Annotated in this window: 14 protein-coding genes, 2 pseudogenes and 1 riboswitch; of the genes and pseudogenes, 11 read left to right on the top strand and 5 right to left on the bottom strand. The window is 66.9% G+C overall.

Going from position 1 to position 17485, the window contains the following annotated elements; genetic code table 11:
* Positions 1-12: 12 nt before the first annotated feature.
* Positions 13-1326, bottom strand: a complete 1314-nt coding sequence (locus tag G6N10_RS08960) for an ISL3 family transposase (RefSeq protein WP_085100864.1) — start codon at positions 1324-1326, stop codon at positions 13-15.
* Positions 1327-1387: 61 nt separating this feature from the next.
* Positions 1388-2146: a site-specific integrase gene (locus G6N10_RS08955; protein ID WP_244960452.1), complete on the bottom strand. Its 759-nt coding sequence runs from the start codon at positions 2144-2146 to the stop codon at positions 1388-1390.
* 217 nt (positions 2147-2363) lie between these two features.
* Here G6N10_RS08955 and istA point away from each other — a divergent pair.
* The 3 genes and pseudogenes from istA to istB all read left to right on the top strand — a co-directional run bounded on the left by istA (position 2364) and on the right by istB (position 4585).
* Positions 2364-3859, top strand: a pseudogene (gene istA / locus G6N10_RS08950) (IS21 family transposase).
* Positions 3856-3981 (top strand): hypothetical protein, encoded by a 126-nt coding sequence (locus tag G6N10_RS20590; RefSeq protein ID WP_276509278.1) that lies wholly within the window; start codon positions 3856-3858, stop codon positions 3979-3981. The pseudogene istA and the gene G6N10_RS20590 overlap by 4 nt, the downstream one beginning before the upstream one ends.
* Positions 3930-4585: pseudogene (istB, locus tag G6N10_RS20720) on the top strand (IS21-like element helper ATPase IstB). The gene G6N10_RS20590 and the pseudogene istB overlap by 52 nt, the downstream one beginning before the upstream one ends.
* Before the next feature lie 438 nt (positions 4586-5023).
* On the opposite strand, the gene G6N10_RS08940 reads toward istB, so the two are convergent.
* A complete protein-coding gene (locus tag G6N10_RS08940; protein WP_276509310.1) occupies positions 5024-5980 on the bottom strand; it encodes an IS3 family transposase in 957 nt (318 codons plus the stop codon).
* 51 nt (positions 5981-6031) lie between these two features.
* A complete protein-coding gene (locus G6N10_RS20575) occupies positions 6032-6292 on the bottom strand; it encodes a transposase (protein WP_197745633.1) in 261 nt (86 codons plus the stop codon).
* Here G6N10_RS20575 and G6N10_RS08935 point away from each other — a divergent pair.
* The 8 genes from G6N10_RS08935 (at position 6233) to G6N10_RS08900 (ending at position 16065) form a co-directional block, all read left to right on the top strand.
* On the top strand, positions 6233-6862 hold the full coding sequence (locus G6N10_RS08935) for an AAA domain-containing protein (protein WP_163742336.1): 630 nt from the start codon (positions 6233-6235) through the stop codon (positions 6860-6862). The two genes, G6N10_RS20575 and G6N10_RS08935, sit on opposite strands and share 60 nt — an antisense overlap.
* Positions 6863-6934: 72 nt before the next feature.
* On the top strand, positions 6935-10033 hold the full coding sequence (locus G6N10_RS08930; protein ID WP_085097543.1) for a DEAD/DEAH box helicase: 3099 nt from the start codon (positions 6935-6937) through the stop codon (positions 10031-10033).
* Between the two features lie 149 nt (positions 10034-10182).
* Complete coding sequence (locus G6N10_RS20370; protein ID WP_234810597.1) at positions 10183-10611, top strand: hypothetical protein; 429 nt, start codon at positions 10183-10185, stop codon at positions 10609-10611.
* 51 nt (positions 10612-10662) lie between these two features.
* A riboswitch (SAM riboswitch) is annotated at positions 10663-10775 on the top strand.
* A gap of 176 nt (positions 10776-10951) precedes the next feature.
* Entirely contained in the window at positions 10952-11980 is a 1029-nt protein-coding gene (locus G6N10_RS08920) for a metallophosphoesterase (protein ID WP_085097874.1), read from the top strand.
* Entirely contained in the window at positions 11977-13419 is a 1443-nt protein-coding gene (locus tag G6N10_RS08915) for an ADP-ribosylglycohydrolase family protein (protein WP_085097546.1), read from the top strand. The genes G6N10_RS08920 and G6N10_RS08915 overlap by 4 nt, the downstream gene beginning before the upstream one ends.
* Positions 13420-13458: 39 nt before the next feature.
* Positions 13459-14472, top strand: coding sequence for a hypothetical protein (locus G6N10_RS08910; protein WP_085097549.1), 1014 nt, complete (start codon positions 13459-13461; stop codon positions 14470-14472).
* A gap of 48 nt (positions 14473-14520) precedes the next feature.
* A complete protein-coding gene (locus tag G6N10_RS08905; RefSeq protein ID WP_085097552.1) occupies positions 14521-14892 on the top strand; it encodes a hypothetical protein in 372 nt (123 codons plus the stop codon).
* Positions 14893-14919: 27 nt separating this feature from the next.
* Positions 14920-16065 (top strand): HNH endonuclease, encoded by a 1146-nt coding sequence (locus G6N10_RS08900; protein WP_085097555.1) that lies wholly within the window; start codon positions 14920-14922, stop codon positions 16063-16065.
* Between the two features lie 58 nt (positions 16066-16123).
* On the opposite strand, the gene G6N10_RS08895 is transcribed toward G6N10_RS08900, so the two are convergent.
* Positions 16124-17353 carry a DUF6880 family protein gene (locus G6N10_RS08895; protein ID WP_085097558.1) on the bottom strand — a complete coding sequence of 410 codons (1230 nt, stop codon included), beginning with the start codon at positions 17351-17353 and terminating at the stop codon, positions 16124-16126.
* Positions 17354-17485 lie beyond the last annotated feature (132 nt).

Genomic DNA, 17485 nt, shown 5'->3' with positions numbered 1-17485 from the left:
GCTCTTCCTGATTCAGAGTGCGTTGATCCGATCCTGAAGTTGGCCGGAGTGGATCAGGGCTCGGATGATGTAGTGGTTGAGGTTGCGGAATCCCAGGGCGATGCCGCGTAGGTGTTCCAGGCGGCCGTTGATGGCTTCGACGGGGCCGTTGGAGACGCCGACGTCGAAGTAGGCCAGGATCTCGCGACGGCGTTTCCATAGGCTGCGGCCCAGCTGCGCCAACTCCTCCAGACCCTTGGGCAGCCCGGATCGGATCCGTTTGAGGCACTTGAACATCGCCAACTTGCCCGCCCGCCGGTCGGGGTCGGCGTAGGCGCCGATCAAGTCCTGGTAGTAGCAGGCGGTGACCTCCACCGCTGCGTGCGCATCATGGGCGGCAAGGGCCTTGTCCAGCTTGGCTTTCTGCTTGTCGGTGAGCAGCTCAGTTCGGGTGAGCAGAATCCTCCGGATTCCGAACAGCGGGTCACCGGTGCGGCCGCGATGACCGCAGGTGTCCTGCTGGATGCGCTGGCGGCATACAGTGAGTTTGTCTGCTGCTAAGTGGATTACGTGAAATGGATCCATGACGGCCCGTGCTGCGGGCAGGGCATCGGCGGTGGCGGTGCGGTAGCCGGCGAACCCGTCCATCGCCACCACCGTGACTCGGCTGCGGAAGTTCGCCTCGCGGGCGTTGAGCCAGCCCTTGAGGACCTCGGCGGAGCGCCCTGCGACCATGTCGAGCAGCCGGGCGGGGCCGGTGCCGTCGATGACCGGGGTCAGATCGACCAGCACGGTCACGAAGTCCGGGTCGCCCTGGCCGCGGCGGTGTTTCCACTTGTGCTCATCGACCCCGAGGTAGCGGACTCCGGCGAGATGGGCCGGGGAGCCGAACACCAGCTCACGCGCCAACTCCGCTGCCACGATGTTGACGGTGTTCCAGCTCAAGCCCAGGGCTTTGGCGATCGCTGCCACTGACATCTTGTCGATCGCCAGCCGCTGCACAATCCAGCGGGCGCAGCGGCGGGTCGTCGACGCTTTCGGTGCGGCGACCCGGTCGGTGCGCTGCCGGAAGATCGTCACCGCGCAGCCGTCGTTGCCGCAGGTGAACCTCGGTACGCGGACCCGCAACCGGGTCGGATGCCCGACGACGGGTAGGTCGGTCAGGACTCGTTCAACGTGATCACGCAACCCACCGGGCTGGCCGCATTTCGGGCAGGTCGGATCGTGTTCGACCGGCCGGCAATCGATCCAGGTCAGCTCCTTGGCGATCGCCGCGCCGGTGATCGCCACCCCCAACTCGACCGTTCGGCAGATGGTGTCAGCAACAAGGCACGTAGGCTCAGACATTGGGTCCTGTGGGTGGTCGATAAGTGTGTAGGAACTCTCATCCTCACACCCCAGGGCCCGCCTACATCCCCAGCCTCACCGCGTCAGCGCCACACCCCGCCACGCACTCCCAAACCGGAAGAGCCGATTTGTCTCTCGCATGCCCGGCGACCACTACTCGGTTGTCGTGCACGGTGACCTCGCGAACGTTCAGGTCGACGTCGGGCCATCGAAGGCCGCAGATCTGCCCACGACGTATGCCGGTCGTGAGCTCCAGCAGAAAGAGAGCAGCGAATCGGTCGTGGCTGACCGCGCGGAGGAACTTCTGTATGTCCTCTGGGTTCCACACGGTGCGTCGCGAGCGGGAGCGCTTCGGTGGTCGAACGTTCGCCGCTGGATTGTGAGCCTTGTACTTCCACGCGACGGCATCAGCCATCGCTCGATGGATCATGGCGTGAACGTTTCGAACGGTCTTTGGCGCCAGTCCGGGATCCACCCTTGTCGGAAGGATGCCGCTCTTGTATCGCCGGACAGCGGCGCGCGCGGCGTGAATCGTTGTGCCACAGGCGTCGGCGACTTCGCGCGGCGTCGGCGACTCTCCGTCGATCGCATGGCGACGCCAATAGCAGTACATTTCGTAGTTTCGGTCTTGCTTGATCCGGCCTTCGATCAGCAACTTCGCGTAAAGCCGCAGCAGCTCTGGCTCATCAAGCTGCTGGAGCTTTACGTCCCCGATATGCGGCACGACGTAGCTTTTCGCGTAGTCCCTCCAGTTCTGCCAAGTCGTCGCGTCCATCGATGCCTCAACGGCGGTGAACCACTCGTCCAGAAATTGAGTCACCGTGCGCGTGGATGGTCTGTCTGTGATCGTCTATAGGTAGTCCGTTTCGGCGGGGTTTTCCTGCCAGCTGCGCGGCTGGTTTCCTGCCATTTCAGCGGTAAGAATCCGGCCAGTCGGTGCTGCGGTGGTGTGTCCCTTCGTAGGTTCTCTCGCGGTGCTGCTGCGGTTGTGCAGCGGCTCGTGGAAGGGGAGAACCGGAAAGCAGATGACGATAGCTATGACGATGCAAGAACAGATCCGGAAGCTCGACGCTGCCGGTGTTTCGGCCCGCCAGATCGCCAAGGATCTGGGGATCTCCCGCGACTCGGTCGCGAAATACATTGCCGTGCAGGATTTCTCACCGAAGCCGCCGGTGATTCATCGGCGTCCGGGTGCTTCGGTGCTGACCGGGTTCACGTCGGTGATCGATGAGTGGCTGGCCGAGGATGAGGGTCGGCCCGCAAGCAGCGCCACACTGCCCAGCGGGTCTGTGACCGGCTGGTCGCCGAACACGGGTATGGGGGGTCGTATTCGGCGGTGCAGCGCTATGTGAAGGCCTACCGGGCCGCGCGCCGCAGCGCGCGGCAGGGGTTCTCCGAGTTGGTGTGGCCGCCGGGGGTCGGGCAGGTCGACTTCGGGCAGGCCCAAGCGGTGATCGCCGGGTGATGCAGGTGCTGCACGTGCTGGTGGTCACCTTCCCGCACTCCAACATGCGCTATGTCCAGGCCTATCCGGGGGAAACTGCTGAGAGCGTGTGCCATGGCCTGCGGGTGATCTTCGAGCACATCGGCGGCGCGGCGCGGGAGCTGATTTTCGACAACGCCGCCGGGGCGGGGCGCCGTCGCGGGGAGAAGGTCGTCGAATCGACGCTGTTTGGGGCGTTCCGCGCGCACTATCGGTGTGCGGCGCGGTACTGCAACCCGTATTCCGGGCATGAGAAGGGCAGTGTGGAGAACGCGGTGGGGTTCTTGCGCCGCAACCTGATGGTCCCCGAACCCCGGGCCGAGAGCTTGTCCGGGCTCAACGCGATGCTGCTGGCCCGCTGCGAGGAGCTCGCCGCCACGGGGCATTACCGCAAGCAGACCCCGATCAGTGAACTGTTTGACGCCGACCGGGCCGCGCTGCTGGCGCTGCCCGGTGTCGGGTTCGACCCGGTGCGCTATGTGGCGCGGCGCACCGACAAGACCGGCAGTCTGCTCGTCGAGGGCCGTTCCTACTGCGCCGGGCCGGCGATGGCCGCCCAGACGGTCACCGTCGGAGTGCGTTTTGACCGCATCGAGTTCCTCGATGCCCACGGCCACCCGGTGATCTCATTGCCGCGGGCCTACACCAACACCACCGAGACGGTGTTCGACCCGGTGGCACTGTTGCCGCTGCTGGCGGCCAAGCCCGGCACCTGGGGCAACCCCGGTCCGCGCCCTGGTCAGCGACCCGGTGCGGGACTGGCTCGACGCCGCCGCCGTCCGGGAGCGCCGTGACATGCTCGCCGCGATCCACGCGGCGGCCGGCCCAGCGGGCTTCGGCAACACCATCATCGCCGCGGAGACCGTCATCGCCACCGGCGCCGCGGAACCAGCCGCGGTCGGCATGCTGGCCCGGCGCATCGCCGCCGGCGCCGAACCCCTGGCCTCGGCCGTGGACCTGAGCGTCTACGACACCCTCGCCATCGCCGAGGCCACAGCACTGGACCAAACCGCGATGGCCGCCGCTGACGCCGGGCAGGTGTCGGCGTGAGCGCGGTCAGCGTCGCCGATGTCGTCGCCGCGGGCCGGCAGGCGTATCTGACCGTGGCGGTGCTGCAGGAATGGGCGACCAAGGCCACCCGCGCCAGCGTGAGTATCTCCACGGGATGCTGACCGCGGAGAACGACTCCCGGGCCCGTTCCCGGCGGGCCCGGCTGCTGACCGCCGCCCGGCTGCCCGCAGCCAAATCCCTCGACGGCTACGACTGGACCGCCGTCGGGTTCCCCGACGGCTACGGACGCCAGCAGCTCGCCGACCTGGAATTCCTCGACCACGCCCAAGACCTGATCCTCTTCGGCGATGTCGGGACCGGCAAACGCATCTGGCCACCGCCTTGGCCGCCGAAGCCTGCCAGCGCGGCATCCCGGCCCGCTACTTCACCACCTCCAGCCTGGTGATGACGCTGCGCCGCGCCAAAGACACCGGCCGCCTCGACCGGGAGCTGGCCACCCTCGCCAAAATCCCGCTGCTGGTCCTCGACGAACTCGGCTACCTACCGATCGACCCCGAAGGAGCGCGGCTGCTGTTCCAGGTCATCTCCGAGGCCTACGAAAAACGCAGCCTCATCATCACCACCAACCTTGAATTCTCGAAGTGGGGAACGGTGTTCGGAGACGACAACATGGCCGCGGCGATCATCGACCGCCTCGTGCACCACGGACGGCTCCTACGCTTCCGCGGCGACTCCTACCGCGTCAGCCACGCCCTCATGAAATGACCCCACCCACCGGACCAGGAAAACCAACAGCGATGACCGAACACCCTACGCCCACCTCGGCGTCCCCGACGCCACCGAACGAGACCGCCTCAACACCGCGATGCTCACCGGCGACGGCGAATCCGACTTCTACGACGGCACCGGCCGCCCCGCGCCCTAGCCCGACAACTTCGACGATTGGAGCCCCGCCACCAGCCCCCACCGACACCGAACCCCCACCAGCCACCCTTCTGACCCACCCCCTCCGACCACAAATCCACAGTGCCGCAACACAATCCGACCATGACCCAGCCCATCGCCCAACCGCAGCGCTCACATGGCCGGAAATCCCAACAACATGGCCGGAAAATTAGCGCTCAAACGGCCGGAAACCTATTGACAAAACACAAGCAGCGCACGGTCGAGGGCTGAACCACCCCGGGTTTGATGCACACTTGGTTACTGGTGTGCAGCCGCGGATTGGGCTGTGTTTTGAGCGTAGTGGATCTGCTCGTATTCGATGGGTGGGATCCGGCCGAGGCGGTGCATGATCCGGTCGGTGTTGTACCAGCTGACCCAGTCGGCGGTGAGCAGTTCCACGTCGGCCAGTCGGCGCAGCGGGCCGCGGCGGAACGGGGAGTCCGCTCGGACGGCCTCGTGCTTGTACAAGCCGATGGTGGTCTCGGCCAGTGCGTTGTCGTAGGCGTCGCCGACCGAGCCGATCGACGGGATCAGCCCGGACAGGGCCAAGGTCTCCCCACAGCACACAGAGGTGTACTGCGAGCCCGCATCCGAGTGGTGAATCACCTTGCCCTGCAATGGTTTACCCTCACGTTCGCGGAGTTGTGCCGCGTGCCGGATCGCTCGACGCACCAACAGGTCGCTCTTGCTCGTCGAACATGCCCAGCCCACGATCCGCCCGGCGTAGGCGTCGATGACGAACGCGGTATAGACGAACATCCCGCACGCCAGGCGCACGTAGGTGAAATCGGCCACCAGCAGCACGCTGGGCGCGGGCGCCCCGAACTGGCGATCGACCAGGTCGGCCGCGCGCTCGGCGGCGGGATCGGCGATCGTGGTGCGGACCTTGCGCCGGCGGGTGACCCCGCGCCAGCCGTTGGCCCGCATCAACCGCTCCACCGTGCAGCGGGCCACCTCGATGCCCTGACGCCGCAGGGTCGCCCACATCTTCACCGCCCCGTACAACGACTCCGGGGCGCGTCGGCCCGCCTGATCAGGCTCGTAGTAGCCGGCCAGCACCCCGGTCAGGGCGATATCGGACAACGCACGCTTCGACGGCGGCCGTTTCAGCCAGGCGTGGAACGTTCTCGGGGCAATCTGGCAGCCGTGCTCGGTGAGCACGCGGCAGATCGGAGCGACCCGAACCGAGCGCGATGCTCGGCGATGAACGCACAGATCAACGGTGTCGCGGGTCGCTCTCCCGCACGAAGAAACTTGTCGCCGCCTTCAAGATCTCGATGGTCTCCTCAAGCTCACGGTTCTTGCGTTTGAGCTCGCGCAACTCCCGTACGGCATCGGAGGACACCCGTCACGCTGGCCGGTGTCGACCTCGGCCTGGTTGACCCACCGACGCAGCGATTCATACGACACCCCCAACCGCTTGGCCACCGCGCTGATACACGCCGTGCGGGTGTCGTACTCCTCGGCATGGTCGATGACCAACCGCACCGCCCGGGCCCTGAACTCGTCGTCGTACTTCTTCGGCATGATGCGCCTTACCTTCCCTCGAAAGAAGGTGTGCATCAAACCCGGGGTGGTTCAGGCACCGGGCTGCGCTGGCTGCGGGTCGACCACACCGGCAACCGCACCCGCTCGGTGGAGGAAGCCGAGGTGATTGCCGCGGAGTTGACGCGGCTGATGGGAAGCGCCTGGACCAACCACGACAGCGCCACCCAGCCACTGCGGCCCAACGACTTCATGATCGTGGTGCCCTACAACGACCAGGTGAAAACCATCCGCACGCGCCTCAATCAGGATCCGGAACTGGAGGCGGTCGAGGTCGGCACGGTCGACAAGTTCCAGGGCCGGGAAGCGGCGGTGGTGTTCTTCAGCATGGCGACTTCCACCGGTGGCGACATGGTCCGCGGGACGGACTTCCTGTTCTCCCGTAACCGCCTCAACGTCGCCGTGAGCCGTGCCCGCTGCCTGGCCTACCTGGTGTGCACCGACGCGCTGCTGGATACCCGAGCCGGGACCGTCGAGGACATGCGGTTGATCGGCACGCTCAACGCGTTTGTCGAGGCGTGCGGGGGCGCGTCGGACTCCGGCGGGGCGTGAGCCGTGGCGACCGTCGATTCGTGGCGGGGCGGCGGGGCGATTCCGGGGTCCTCGTCAGCTAACGTGCGCCGCATGGATCAGGGGATATATGAGTCGCTGCTCACCGAGCGACTGGCCGCCGAACTTGCCGGCGCCGAGGGGGTTCTGCCCGGCTACGACACCGTCGACGACACCGAACAGCCCCTGGCACTTGCTCGCCACCTGGCGCCGATCATCGAGCACTCGATGCGGGGCTTGCGGTCCGTCGAGGACCGACAGCAGCTGGTGAGGGACATCCTCGCGGTGCTCCCCGATGCCGAGGCGCCTGAGCACGCCCTGCACCCGCACCTGCCTGGCCGCATCAGTCGACTCGACCAAATTGTTGCCGCCCGTGATGGTGGCGCCCAACGGTTGCCGCGGCCAGCGACCCCATTTTCAGACGCCGCGCTGATGACCAACGCGCGTAACGAGCCGAACTTGGCCGCCGAACTGCGCGCGGAACTGGCTACCGCCGATCACGTTGATCTGTTGTGTGCCTTCGTGAAATGGCATGGGCTTCGGGTGCTGGAAAACGAGCTCAAGCTACTGCGGGAACGCGGTATTCCACTTCGGGTGATCACCACGACCTATCTCGGTGCCACCGATGCCCGTGCGCTAGACGCTCTGGTCAACGAGTTCGGGGCCGAGGTGCGGATCAACTACGAGACGGACCACACCCGGTTGCACGCCAAGGCCTGGCTGTTGCGGCGCAACACCGGCTTCCACACCGCCTACGTCGGGTCCAGCAACCTGTCGCACGCCGCGTTGGTCGACGGCTTGGAATGGAATGTTCGGCTTTCCGCAGTTTCCACCCCTCACCTGTTGGAGAAGTTCCGCGCCACGTTTGACTCCTATTGGACCAACCGGGCATTCGAGCTCTACCGCCCCGAGGACGATGGCGAGCGCCTGACGGTTGCCCTCGAAGTTGCCTCGGGAACACGGCAGCGCGACACCACCGTCATCACTCTGTCCGGGCTGGAAGTCACACCGAAGCCCTTTCAAGCGGAGATCCTGGAGCAGCTCGATGCGGAGCGCAGCTTGCATGACCGTCATCGCAATCTGGTCGTCGCGGCGACCGGGACCGGCAAGACGGTCGTCGCGGCGTTGGACTACCGGCGATTGTTAGCGTCCGCGAACCGGGACCTGCGCCTGCTGTTTGTCGCGCACCGCAAGGAGATCCTGCAGCAGGCCCGGCGGATGTATCAGGAAGTGCTCACCGACGCCACGTTCGGGGAACTGCTGGTTGACGGAAACACACCCACCCGCTGGACGCATGTCTTTGCCAGTGTCCAATCGCTTTCGGCAGCACGCTTGGCCACCCTGGACCCGGCGCACTTCGATGTCGTCGTCATCGACGAGTTTCATCACGCCGAGGCGGCCTCCTACCGCCGGTTGCTCGACCATGTGCGACCCAAAGAGATGCTCGGTCTGACCGCCACTCCTGAGCGCTCTGACGGCACCGATGTCCGCAGCTTCTTTGGTGGTCGGGTAGCGGCGGAGCTGCGCCTGTGGGACGCCCTGGAGCAGGACCTGCTGTGCCCATTTCAGTACTTCGGAATCTACGACGGAACTGATCTTGCCCGGATCGCCTGGCGGCGTGGCAGCGGGTACGACTCGACGGAACTGGGCAATCTTTACACCGCCGGCGATGCGCGCACCCGCATCATCGTGAAGGAGCTTGTCGACAAGGTTGGCGACGTTTCTTCCATGCGTGCCTTGGGATTCTGCGTATCGGTCGCCCATGCCCACTACATGGCCGCGCGATTCAACGAAGCGGGAATCAGCGCGACCGCGGTGTCGGGCGACTCGTCGAGTTCGGAACGGGAGCAGGCCCTCGCGGCACTGCGGAGACGCGAGATCAAGATCGTGTTCGCCGTCGACCTGTTCAACGAGGGTCTCGACATCCCCGACGTCGACACCGTGCTGTTCCTCCGCCCCACCGAAAGTGCGACGGTGTTTCTGCAGCAGTTGGGGCGTGGGTTGCGGCTGGCGCCAGGCAAGACGGTCCTGACGGCCTTGGACTTTGTCGGGCATCAGAACAAGGACTTTCGATTCGACCTGCGGTTCCGTGCCCTAACCGGCGTCGGCGGGAAACAGTTGCAACGCCAAGTTGAGCGGGGTTTTCCGTTCCTCCCTTCGGGCAGTCAGATCGTGTTGGACTCCGTAGCGCAAGACATTGTGCTGGACAGCATCAAGCAGCAGGTGGCGCCGCGGCGCGCCACACTGATCGCCGAGGTGCGCGATCACCCGGACCGCAGCCTTGCCGGTTACCTGGACAACTGGGGCCGTGGTTTAGCAGATGTCCTGAGGAAAGACCGATCCTGGACATCCCTATGCCGCGATGCCGGAAAGCTGAGCCCAGAGCGGGGGCCGTTGGAAGCCGATCTGGTCAAGCGGGTTCGGGCTTTCGCCCACGTGGACGACCCGGTGCGGCACCAGTGGTATCGCAGATTGCTGGCTGGCGAGCAGCCGCAGAGCGAACTCGAACTGCGGGTCGCCGCGATGTTGTTCTTCTCCCTGTTCCCGAACGGCGGCGAATTCGATAGCGCGGCGGCGGGACTTGCGGCCCTACGCGGCGAGGCCATCGTGGACGAACTCCAGCAGGTCGTCGGCATCGCCTTCGATGCCGCGCGGCGGAGCACCACCGGACTGGGGTTCCTCGATGCCGAACTCGCTGATGTGCCCCTGCAATTGCACGCCAGCTACCTGCGCGAGGAGATTCTCGCCGGGTTGGGCTGGGCGTCGCAGAAGCGAACTCCAGCGACGATGCGTGAAGGCGTGGCGTGGTGTGAGGGCGTCAACGCTGACGCGTTCCTGATTACGCTGAACAAGTCCGACCGCGACTACTCACCCACGACGATGTACCGCGATTTCGCGCTGAGCCCCGAGCTGTTCCACTGGGAGTCGCAATCAACCACGTCGGATACCTCGCCGACTGGGCGGCGGTACATCAATCACCGGCAGGGTGGCTCGCGGATTCTGCTGTTTGTGCGGGCGACGAAGACGGATGCCTTCGGTCCCGCGCCCTACGTATTTCTCGGGCCGGCCGACTACGTGACCCACGAGGGATCCCGGCCGATGGCGATTACCTGGCGCCTACATCGACCCATGCCCACCGAGATCTACCTTGGCGCGCGTGCGGCGGTTGCTTGAGCGGTGCTTCGTGTGTCGGCGCGATGCTGATCGCAACTGCATCCTGCGTGATGCAGTGGGGTATCGCCACGCTCGTGCGTCCGTTCAACCTCTTTGTCGGAGGCATGGTCTAACGTCAGTTTCGACTCATCAACAAGGGGGGGATCCGGATGCGTCGACTGATTTTGTTGACGGTTGCCACGGCCGTGACGCTGGCGGGGTGCGGCAGCGAGCAGGCCGACAGTTCGCCGTCGACCGTGACGGTTCGGGAGACCGTCACCTCGGTCGCGGCCGCACCGACGGAGGACACCGAGGCGCCGACCTCGGTGGTGGTGCCGACCTCGGCGCCGACGCGGAGTTGGACGATGCCGGATCTGACCGGACGGAATCTGCAGGCGGCGCAGGACGCCATCCAGGCGCTGACCAATGACGAGGTGTTTTTCACCAGCTCGACCGACCTCACCGGCCGGGGGCGGAACCAGGTGCTGGACCGCAACTGGCAGGTGTGCACGTCCACGCCGGCGCCCGGGGCGACGTTCACCAAGGACACCGCGATCAATTTCGGTGTGGTTCGCGTCGACACCGAGCGCTGCCCGTGACCGAGGTGGCGTCGGCCGGACTTGTCGGTGCCGTCGGTATAATGGACATAGCTTCACGAGTTGCCGTCGCAAAGCTCCGACTTGATGGCACGCCAACCCCACGCTCGTTGGGTGGCTCGGATGACGAAGCGGCCGACCCCGACCGGGATCGGCAAGAGCGCCTCCCGACGGAGGCCCGACCCTTCGGGAGTCCGGCAATGTCCACGATTCACTTCCGCGGTTCCTAGGAACGCGCCACCCGGTGCACCCGATTGGTGCCCGCCGGCCACGCGAACCCGTGCCGCCACTCCGGTGGCGGTACGGGTCCGTCAGAAATTCAATGCAGTGAAGGGGGATGAACATGACACACAACAAATTTGACGGCTACGACATCATCGGCGACATCCACGGATGCGCGACCGAGCTGGAGTCACTGCTGACCCGGCTGGACTACCGCCAGGGCGACGACGGCGCCTACCGGCATCAGAGCCGGCAGGCCCTCTACGTCGGCGACCTGATCGACCGCGGACCCGAGCAACTGCGGGTGCTGCGGATCGTCAAGGACATGGTGGACGCCGGCGCCGCCCAAATGGTCCTCGGCAACCACGAATTCAACGCGATGGCCTATCACACCGAGGATCCGGCCAAGCCCGGAAAGTACCTGCGCCCGCACGGCGACCCGGAAAACGGGTGGTCGGAGAAGAACGAGCGCCAGCACAAGGCGTTCGTGGGGCAGGTCCGCGGGAAATACCGGAAGCGTCACCTGAAGTGGTTCTGGACCCAGCCGCTGTGGCTGGACCTCGGCGAGATCCGGGTCGTGCACGCCTGCTGGCACCCGGACTCGATCAGCCTGCTGGAGAGCGCCCTCGGCGGCGACCGGTTCCGCACCGTCGCCCAGCTGGCGAGGGCCTCGGATCCCGGCGACGAGCTGTACACCGCGGTCGAGACGATCCTCAAGGGCCCCGAGATCAGCCTCGTCGACCACGGGCAACCCGCCTACCGCGACAAGGACGGCATCGAGCGCAAGCGTGCCAGGATGCGCTGGTGGGACCCGGCGGCGGTCACGCTGCGCGATCTCGCCGAAATGGGAAACTTTCGCGCCACGGACGGAACCAAATATCCGCCACTGCCGAACACCACTGTGGCGGAATCGAACTCGCACCGCTACACCGATCAGGTGCCGGTGTTCTACGGCCACTACTGGCGCCGCGGAAAAGAACCGATCCGCCAACAGGACTGGACGGACTACACCGCGTGCGTCGACTTCAGCGCGATCAAGAGCAACGTCCTGATGGCCTACCGCTGGTCGGCCGGCGAAGGTCGCATCGACCCGAGCAACTACGTGTGGGTCGCGGCACGTGAATTCACCACCGAAGGGGAAGCGAAATGAAACTCACCAGCCAACAACTTGATCGGGCCTGCGGGGCGCTGCTGGCCACCGCCGCCGGGGACGCGCTGGGCGCCGGCTACGAGTTCGGGGCGCCGATGCCGCCCGAGACGCCGGTCGCCATGATCGGCGGCGGCCTGGGGCCGTTCGCGCCGGGGGAGTGGACCGACGACACCTCGATGGCGATCGCCATCGCCGAGATCGCCGCCACCGGCGCCGATCTGCGCGACGAGGCCAGCCAGGACCGGCTGATCGACCGCTGGAACCAGTGGCGCGCGGTCGCCCGCGACATTGGGGTGCAGACCTCCTCGGTGCTGAGTTCGGCCGCCAGGTCCGGCAGCACCGCGGCGGCCGCCCGGGAGGCGGCGGCTTCGCATCACCGCAGCGGGGGACGCAGCGGCGGCAACGGCTCGCTGATGCGCACCGCGCCGGTCGCGCTGGCCTACCTCGACGACGAGGCGGCCCTGGTGCAGGCGGCCCGCGCCATCAGCGTGCTGACCCACTACGACCCCGAGGCGGCCGACGCCTGCGTGCTCTGGTGCGCGGCCATCCGGCACGCGGTCCTCACCGGCGAACTGGACGTACGGATCGGGCTGGGGCACATCGACGCCGAGCGCCGAACGCTGTGGGAGGACCGGATCGTCGAGGCCGAGAACTCCCGGCCCCGCGACTTCACCCGCAACGGCTGGGTGGTGCACGCGCTGCAGGGCGCCTGGTCGGCGATCGTCACCACCGCGGTGCCCGGCGACGACCCGGCCGCCGGGACGTTCCGCGCCGATCACCTGCGGTTGGCGCTGGAAGCCGCGGTGCGCGGCGGGCATGACACCGACACCGTCGCGGCGATCGCCGGCGGCCTGCTCGGTGCGGCCCACGGGGCCTCCGCGGTTCCCGCGCACTGGCGGCGGATCCTGCACGGCTGGCCCGGCCTGCGCACCCCGGACCTGATCCGGCTGGCCACCGCCATCGCCACCGGCCCGTTGCACTCGCCGGTGGACTACACCGGCTGGGGCGGCACCGAGGCACTGGCGCGCCATCCGCACGACGACGGCGTATGGATCGGCGGGGTGGACGCGCTGCTGCATCGACCCGACGGCGTGGATGCGGTGGTGTCGCTGTGCCGCATCCCCGAGGTCGAGTTGGGCGGGGTCGAGTGCGTCGAGGTGCGCCTGATCGACCGGGTGGACGCCAATCCACACCTGGACTTCGTGCTGCTCGACTCGGTTCGGGCGGTCGAGGAGTTGCGGGCCCAGGGCCGAACGGTGTTGCTGCACTGCGTCTCCGCCCAAAGCCGCACGCCCACCGTCGCGGCGCTGTACGGGGCGCGCCGGGCCGGAATCGGCGTCGGCCAGGCATTGGCCGAGGTGCTGGCGGCCCTGCCGGCCGCCGACCCGAATGCGGACTTCCGGGCGGCGCTGCGCCGGCTGGATCCGGACACGGATTGATCATCACTTAGCGAAAAACACCCGGGGGGGAAAGTAGGAATGGCGAACTTCGAATTCAGCAATGACAGTTATGCCGAGCATGTTCATCGGGTCGAGGCTGCGCTGGAATGGGCACGGTCGAAAAACATCGACACCCGAACGGAATTCGGCCGGGTCGTCCGCGGGTGGGTGCTCTGGCCGCCCGAACGGCGCGCCGATCAGCGGCGAGTCCTGGACTATCGGTGGGCGAGCCAGGCGTCGACGGCCGGGCGTGAGGGACGGTTTGTCTACCTGTGGGGCATCCCGTGTGCCGGCAAGACGACCTTTCGCCAGGATCCGGAGCATGGGCTGACGGAGGGCTTCGTCGTCGTCGACCCCGACGAGATCGCGGAGCTGATGGTCACCTCCAACCTCGGGATACCCAAGGGCGCAATGTCGCCGATGGAGACCGTTCCGCTGGTCTACGAGGAGGCCTGGGAGATCGCCCACCGGCTGATGCTGGCGAGCATCCGCTTCGGCCGCAACGTCCTGATGGAGATGGCGGTCCCGGCCGGCTGGAAACCGAGCCACGATGATGCCGATCCCCTCGTGCACACCGTGTTCATCGAAGCATCGGTCAAGACCGCCGAGGAACGGATGGTCAGACGGCACCGCAGCTACGAGGAGCAGTTCCGCAACGGGCACTGGTGGGGCGCCACCCTGCTGCCGAGCGGTGTCCTCGAATCCTTCGAGGAACCGGAACTGTCGAGTAAGGGTCCGGCCGAAGAATCCAACGGCGTTGGTAGCCAAAGGGATTCGATCAAGATCCTGACCGAACGCTATGAGCACGACCGGGACCTGCAGGCCCTGACCGACGGCGTGCTGGGCCGTTGGGATGCCCGCAGCGGCGTCGTGGAGAAGCCGGCCGACTGGGCCGAGGTCTATCACCGCAGCGCGCGGGTCCCCGAGGACGACGACCTGATCTGGCTCAGCGTCGCCGAGGACAACGGCGTGCTGACCGTCGATCAGGTCAACGGGATCTTCACCACGCTGCTGGCGGCGGCCGACCGCGACGAAGGGCCGGCCGATGAGTGATGACCGCACACCGAAGGGCGATCGGATCGCCGTTGCAGAGGAGCTGAAATGAACCGCGAAGAATGGGTCGAGGGTCACCTGAGCGCCGGCCATCATCCGAATCCGGCGCCCACCCAGGAGAATCCGGAGCGGTGGGACTGCGACTGCGGAAACATCTGGCGCATCCTGACGCCGGCCCAGATCGAGCGAAAGTTCGCCCATCTCAACGCGGCCGCTGCGGAACGACAACGACAGCTGCGCCGAGTCGACCGCGCGACGGCCCGCCCGACCGGTGAACTGCTGGACCACCTCGAGGTACTGCTGGCCAACTGGGAGGACGGCACGGAACTGCCCTACGGCGCACTGCCGACGGTGGCCCGCGGGTTCGCCGCCCAGCTGCGGGAGGCGATCGAGGACGACGGCAGCGAAGGACGCACGTGAGGCTGGTTCCCTGGCGATACTGGAACGATGCCGCAGCATTTCGATGCCCCAGAACAGCCGGCCCGGCACAGCGCCGGCTGCGGAGGTCCTGGGGTGGGTGATGATCCGCTGCTGCTGGGGCAGCGGGTCGTCGCGATATTGGAAACGGGTCAGCGAACGGCGACGTACAAGCTGGCGGCACTGCGGGCGCTGATCGATCACTGCGTGGAGAATCTCCCCGCGCAATCGTCCGACACCCTCACCGTTCCGATTCCGGATCTGGCGGCCCGGGTGCTCGACTCCTACTGGCCGCAGATCCGTCCCTTCGAGGGCCGCGAGCTTCGGCAGATGAACGGGAAGAAGGCGCGGATCATCGATGCCACCCGTCGGCTGTGGGTGGCCGCGGGCCAGCCGCGCCGATCGGTTGACGTCGTAAAACTGCGTGCGCCTGATGAATACCAGCGCGCCATCGACGACATCACCATGTGCCTGGCGCAACAACCGCTGTATCGATTGCAGCGTCTGCCCGGTGCCGACGGCGAGGACGCGTTCCTCTACGACGACTCCTTCCTGCACGACAAGGTGTCTCGGAAAGTTCTCGAGGAGCATTACTTTTCGATCGTTCTGAAGCCGGGCGTTGCGCACGGACTTGCGCGGCTGTCCGGACTGCTCAGGCCGGCGCTGGAGATCATGTGGGTGGACGACGTTCGCCGAATGAACAAGTTCCTCGAAGACGGTGTTCCCGATATCGCGGGCCACCTGTTCGGACGAACACGCCAGGCACTCGCCGCGGTGCGTGAGCCCTTCAAGGACGCTTTCGGCCCGTACTGCTTCTACTGCCAGGCCGGCCTACCCGCCGGCAGCCCCATCGACCACGTGCTGCCGTGGTCGCTGGTGGGCATCGATGGCCTGGCGAACCTGGTGCTGGCCTGCCGGCGGTGCAACGGCGACAAGAGCGGCTCGGTGCCTGCCGTCGGGCTCGTGCATCGGGTGCTTGACCGCGACCGGCAGGTCCTCGAAGCGATCGCCGACGACATTCAGTGGCCGGTTCAGCACGACCGGGTGGTTGCCGCGGCTCGGGGCATCTACCGCGGTCAACCCGCCGGCGTGCCCACCTGGGCTGGGTACCGGCGGATCCAGCGCCTCGATGTCGCATTCCCGCCCGGTTGGCCAACCAGCCCCGAACCCGGGTAGCCGACGGCGTCGGCCGGCCCGGCCAGGCCCGCCGTCGGCGGAGAAACCGCGGGTGCGGTCAGGGCAGCCCGGCGCGGTCGAATTCCTGCTGCAGCCGAGGCCGACGCCGGTGCGCCTCGCGCAACTCGGCGACGTAGTCGTCGACCGCGGCGGACTGGTCGGTCCCGGCGGCAATCTTGCGCATCTTGGCCAGCCGGCGTGCGGCGCGGCGGTACTGCTGCGCGTCGGCCGAGACGAGTGCACCGTCGACCAGCCGACGGTGCACCGGCAGGGTCGCGACCGGATCGATCTTCTCGTAGGACTTGACCAGTTCGGCCCAGAGGCTGTCGTCGTCGAGTGCCAGCGAGTGCGCCAGCTCCCACGCCAGGTTCGCGTTCTTCAGCGTGTGCAGTGCGAACTGGACTGCGTTTCTTGGGCTCTCGGACAGGGTGGTCATGACCTCCTCGGCGTACGACGGCCACTCACCGCCGGCCGTCTTGTGCAGCTGGGCGGCCGTACTCGAGGATGGCCAGCACCGGAACACCGTCAGCCGGGCGTCGAGTTCCTCGGCGGGTCGGTGCTCGGAGAGCAGCCGGCACCAGAAGTCGGCGGCCTTGAGCGACTGGTGCCACGGACCGATGTCCACGCCTTGGCGGGCCCAGTCGATCGCCAGGTCGAACTCGCCGATCTCGGTCAAGGCCTCGGCGGTGTCGACGAACCACGCGGCGACACGGCGATCCCGGGCGTGGGTCCGGATGACCGCATCGACGTCGTGATCGAGGACCGCCAGTCGCCGGTCATTCCATTCCACGACCCACCGAGCGCCTCGGTCCGGGTCGGGGGCCAGGAGATCCCCGGGGTCTGGGCTCAGCCCCGTGCGTACCTCCATGAGCCTGGCCCGATACTTCGCCATCCCGGCGCCGCCGAGCGCCGGGGCGTAGGCGACGGGATCGAGTTCGAAATAGTCGACGTCGCCGTCGAACTGGAACTTCATCATCCAATCGACCAACCTGGCCGCCGGCACGCGGGCGGCCGCCGCGGCGGTGGGGTGCAACGCGAGCAACCGCCGGCAGGCGTCACCGATGATCCCCGCCGAGTCGTCGGCCCGCGCGATCACCCCGATCGCACTCGCCAGCGCCTTGTGCGTGACGGTGTAAACCTCGGCCGGATCGGTCGAGGAGATGGCCGACTCCAGAATGTCGATGGCCTCGTGCATCTGGTGGCCGTGCTGGTTGGCGCTGCTGTACCGATGGAGGTCGGCGCGGGTGCGGATCAGCGGGAGGACCGCGTCGGCCAGGGAAACGTCCATGCGCTCATCATTCCTGGGGACACCGAGTTCGCGCGGGCGGTGTCCGGCCGAAGGACGTTCGGGCCGATTGTCAGACCGTCGTCCTAGAGTGCGTGCCGGGCGAGGACGAGGAATGCCGGTCGTGAGAAAACG

This window comes from Mycolicibacterium fallax (assembly GCF_010726955.1).
In the GTDB taxonomy this organism is placed as follows: Bacteria; Actinomycetota; Actinomycetes; order Mycobacteriales; family Mycobacteriaceae; genus Mycobacterium; species Mycobacterium fallax.
Note: the sequence above shows the minus strand (reverse complement) of the source record. Positions and strands in the feature narration are given on the sequence as shown.

Bases quoted from the DNA above. Each gene is read 5' to 3' on its own strand.
- G6N10_RS08960 (WP_085100864.1), bottom strand. From the start codon at position 1,326: ATGTCTGAGCCTACGTGCCTTGTTGCTGACACCATCTGCCGAACGGTC.
- G6N10_RS08935 (WP_163742336.1), top strand. From the start codon at position 6,233: ATGGTCGATGACCAACCGCACCGCCCGGGCCCTGAACTCGTCGTCGTA.
- G6N10_RS20575 (WP_197745633.1), bottom strand. From the start codon at position 6,292: ATGCCGAAGAAGTACGACGACGAGTTCAGGGCCCGGGCGGTGCGGTTG.
- G6N10_RS08930 (WP_085097543.1), top strand. From the start codon at position 6,935: ATGGATCAGGGGATATATGAGTCGCTGCTCACCGAGCGACTGGCCGCC.
- G6N10_RS20370 (WP_234810597.1), top strand. From the start codon at position 10,183: ATGCGTCGACTGATTTTGTTGACGGTTGCCACGGCCGTGACGCTGGCG.
- G6N10_RS08920 (WP_085097874.1), top strand. From the start codon at position 10,952: ATGACACACAACAAATTTGACGGCTACGACATCATCGGCGACATCCAC.
- G6N10_RS08915 (WP_085097546.1), top strand. From the start codon at position 11,977: ATGAAACTCACCAGCCAACAACTTGATCGGGCCTGCGGGGCGCTGCTG.
- G6N10_RS08910 (WP_085097549.1), top strand. From the start codon at position 13,459: ATGGCGAACTTCGAATTCAGCAATGACAGTTATGCCGAGCATGTTCAT.
- G6N10_RS08905 (WP_085097552.1), top strand. From the start codon at position 14,521: ATGAACCGCGAAGAATGGGTCGAGGGTCACCTGAGCGCCGGCCATCAT.
- G6N10_RS08900 (WP_085097555.1), top strand. From the start codon at position 14,920: ATGCCGCAGCATTTCGATGCCCCAGAACAGCCGGCCCGGCACAGCGCC.
- G6N10_RS08895 (WP_085097558.1), bottom strand. From the start codon at position 17,353: ATGGACGTTTCCCTGGCCGACGCGGTCCTCCCGCTGATCCGCACCCGC.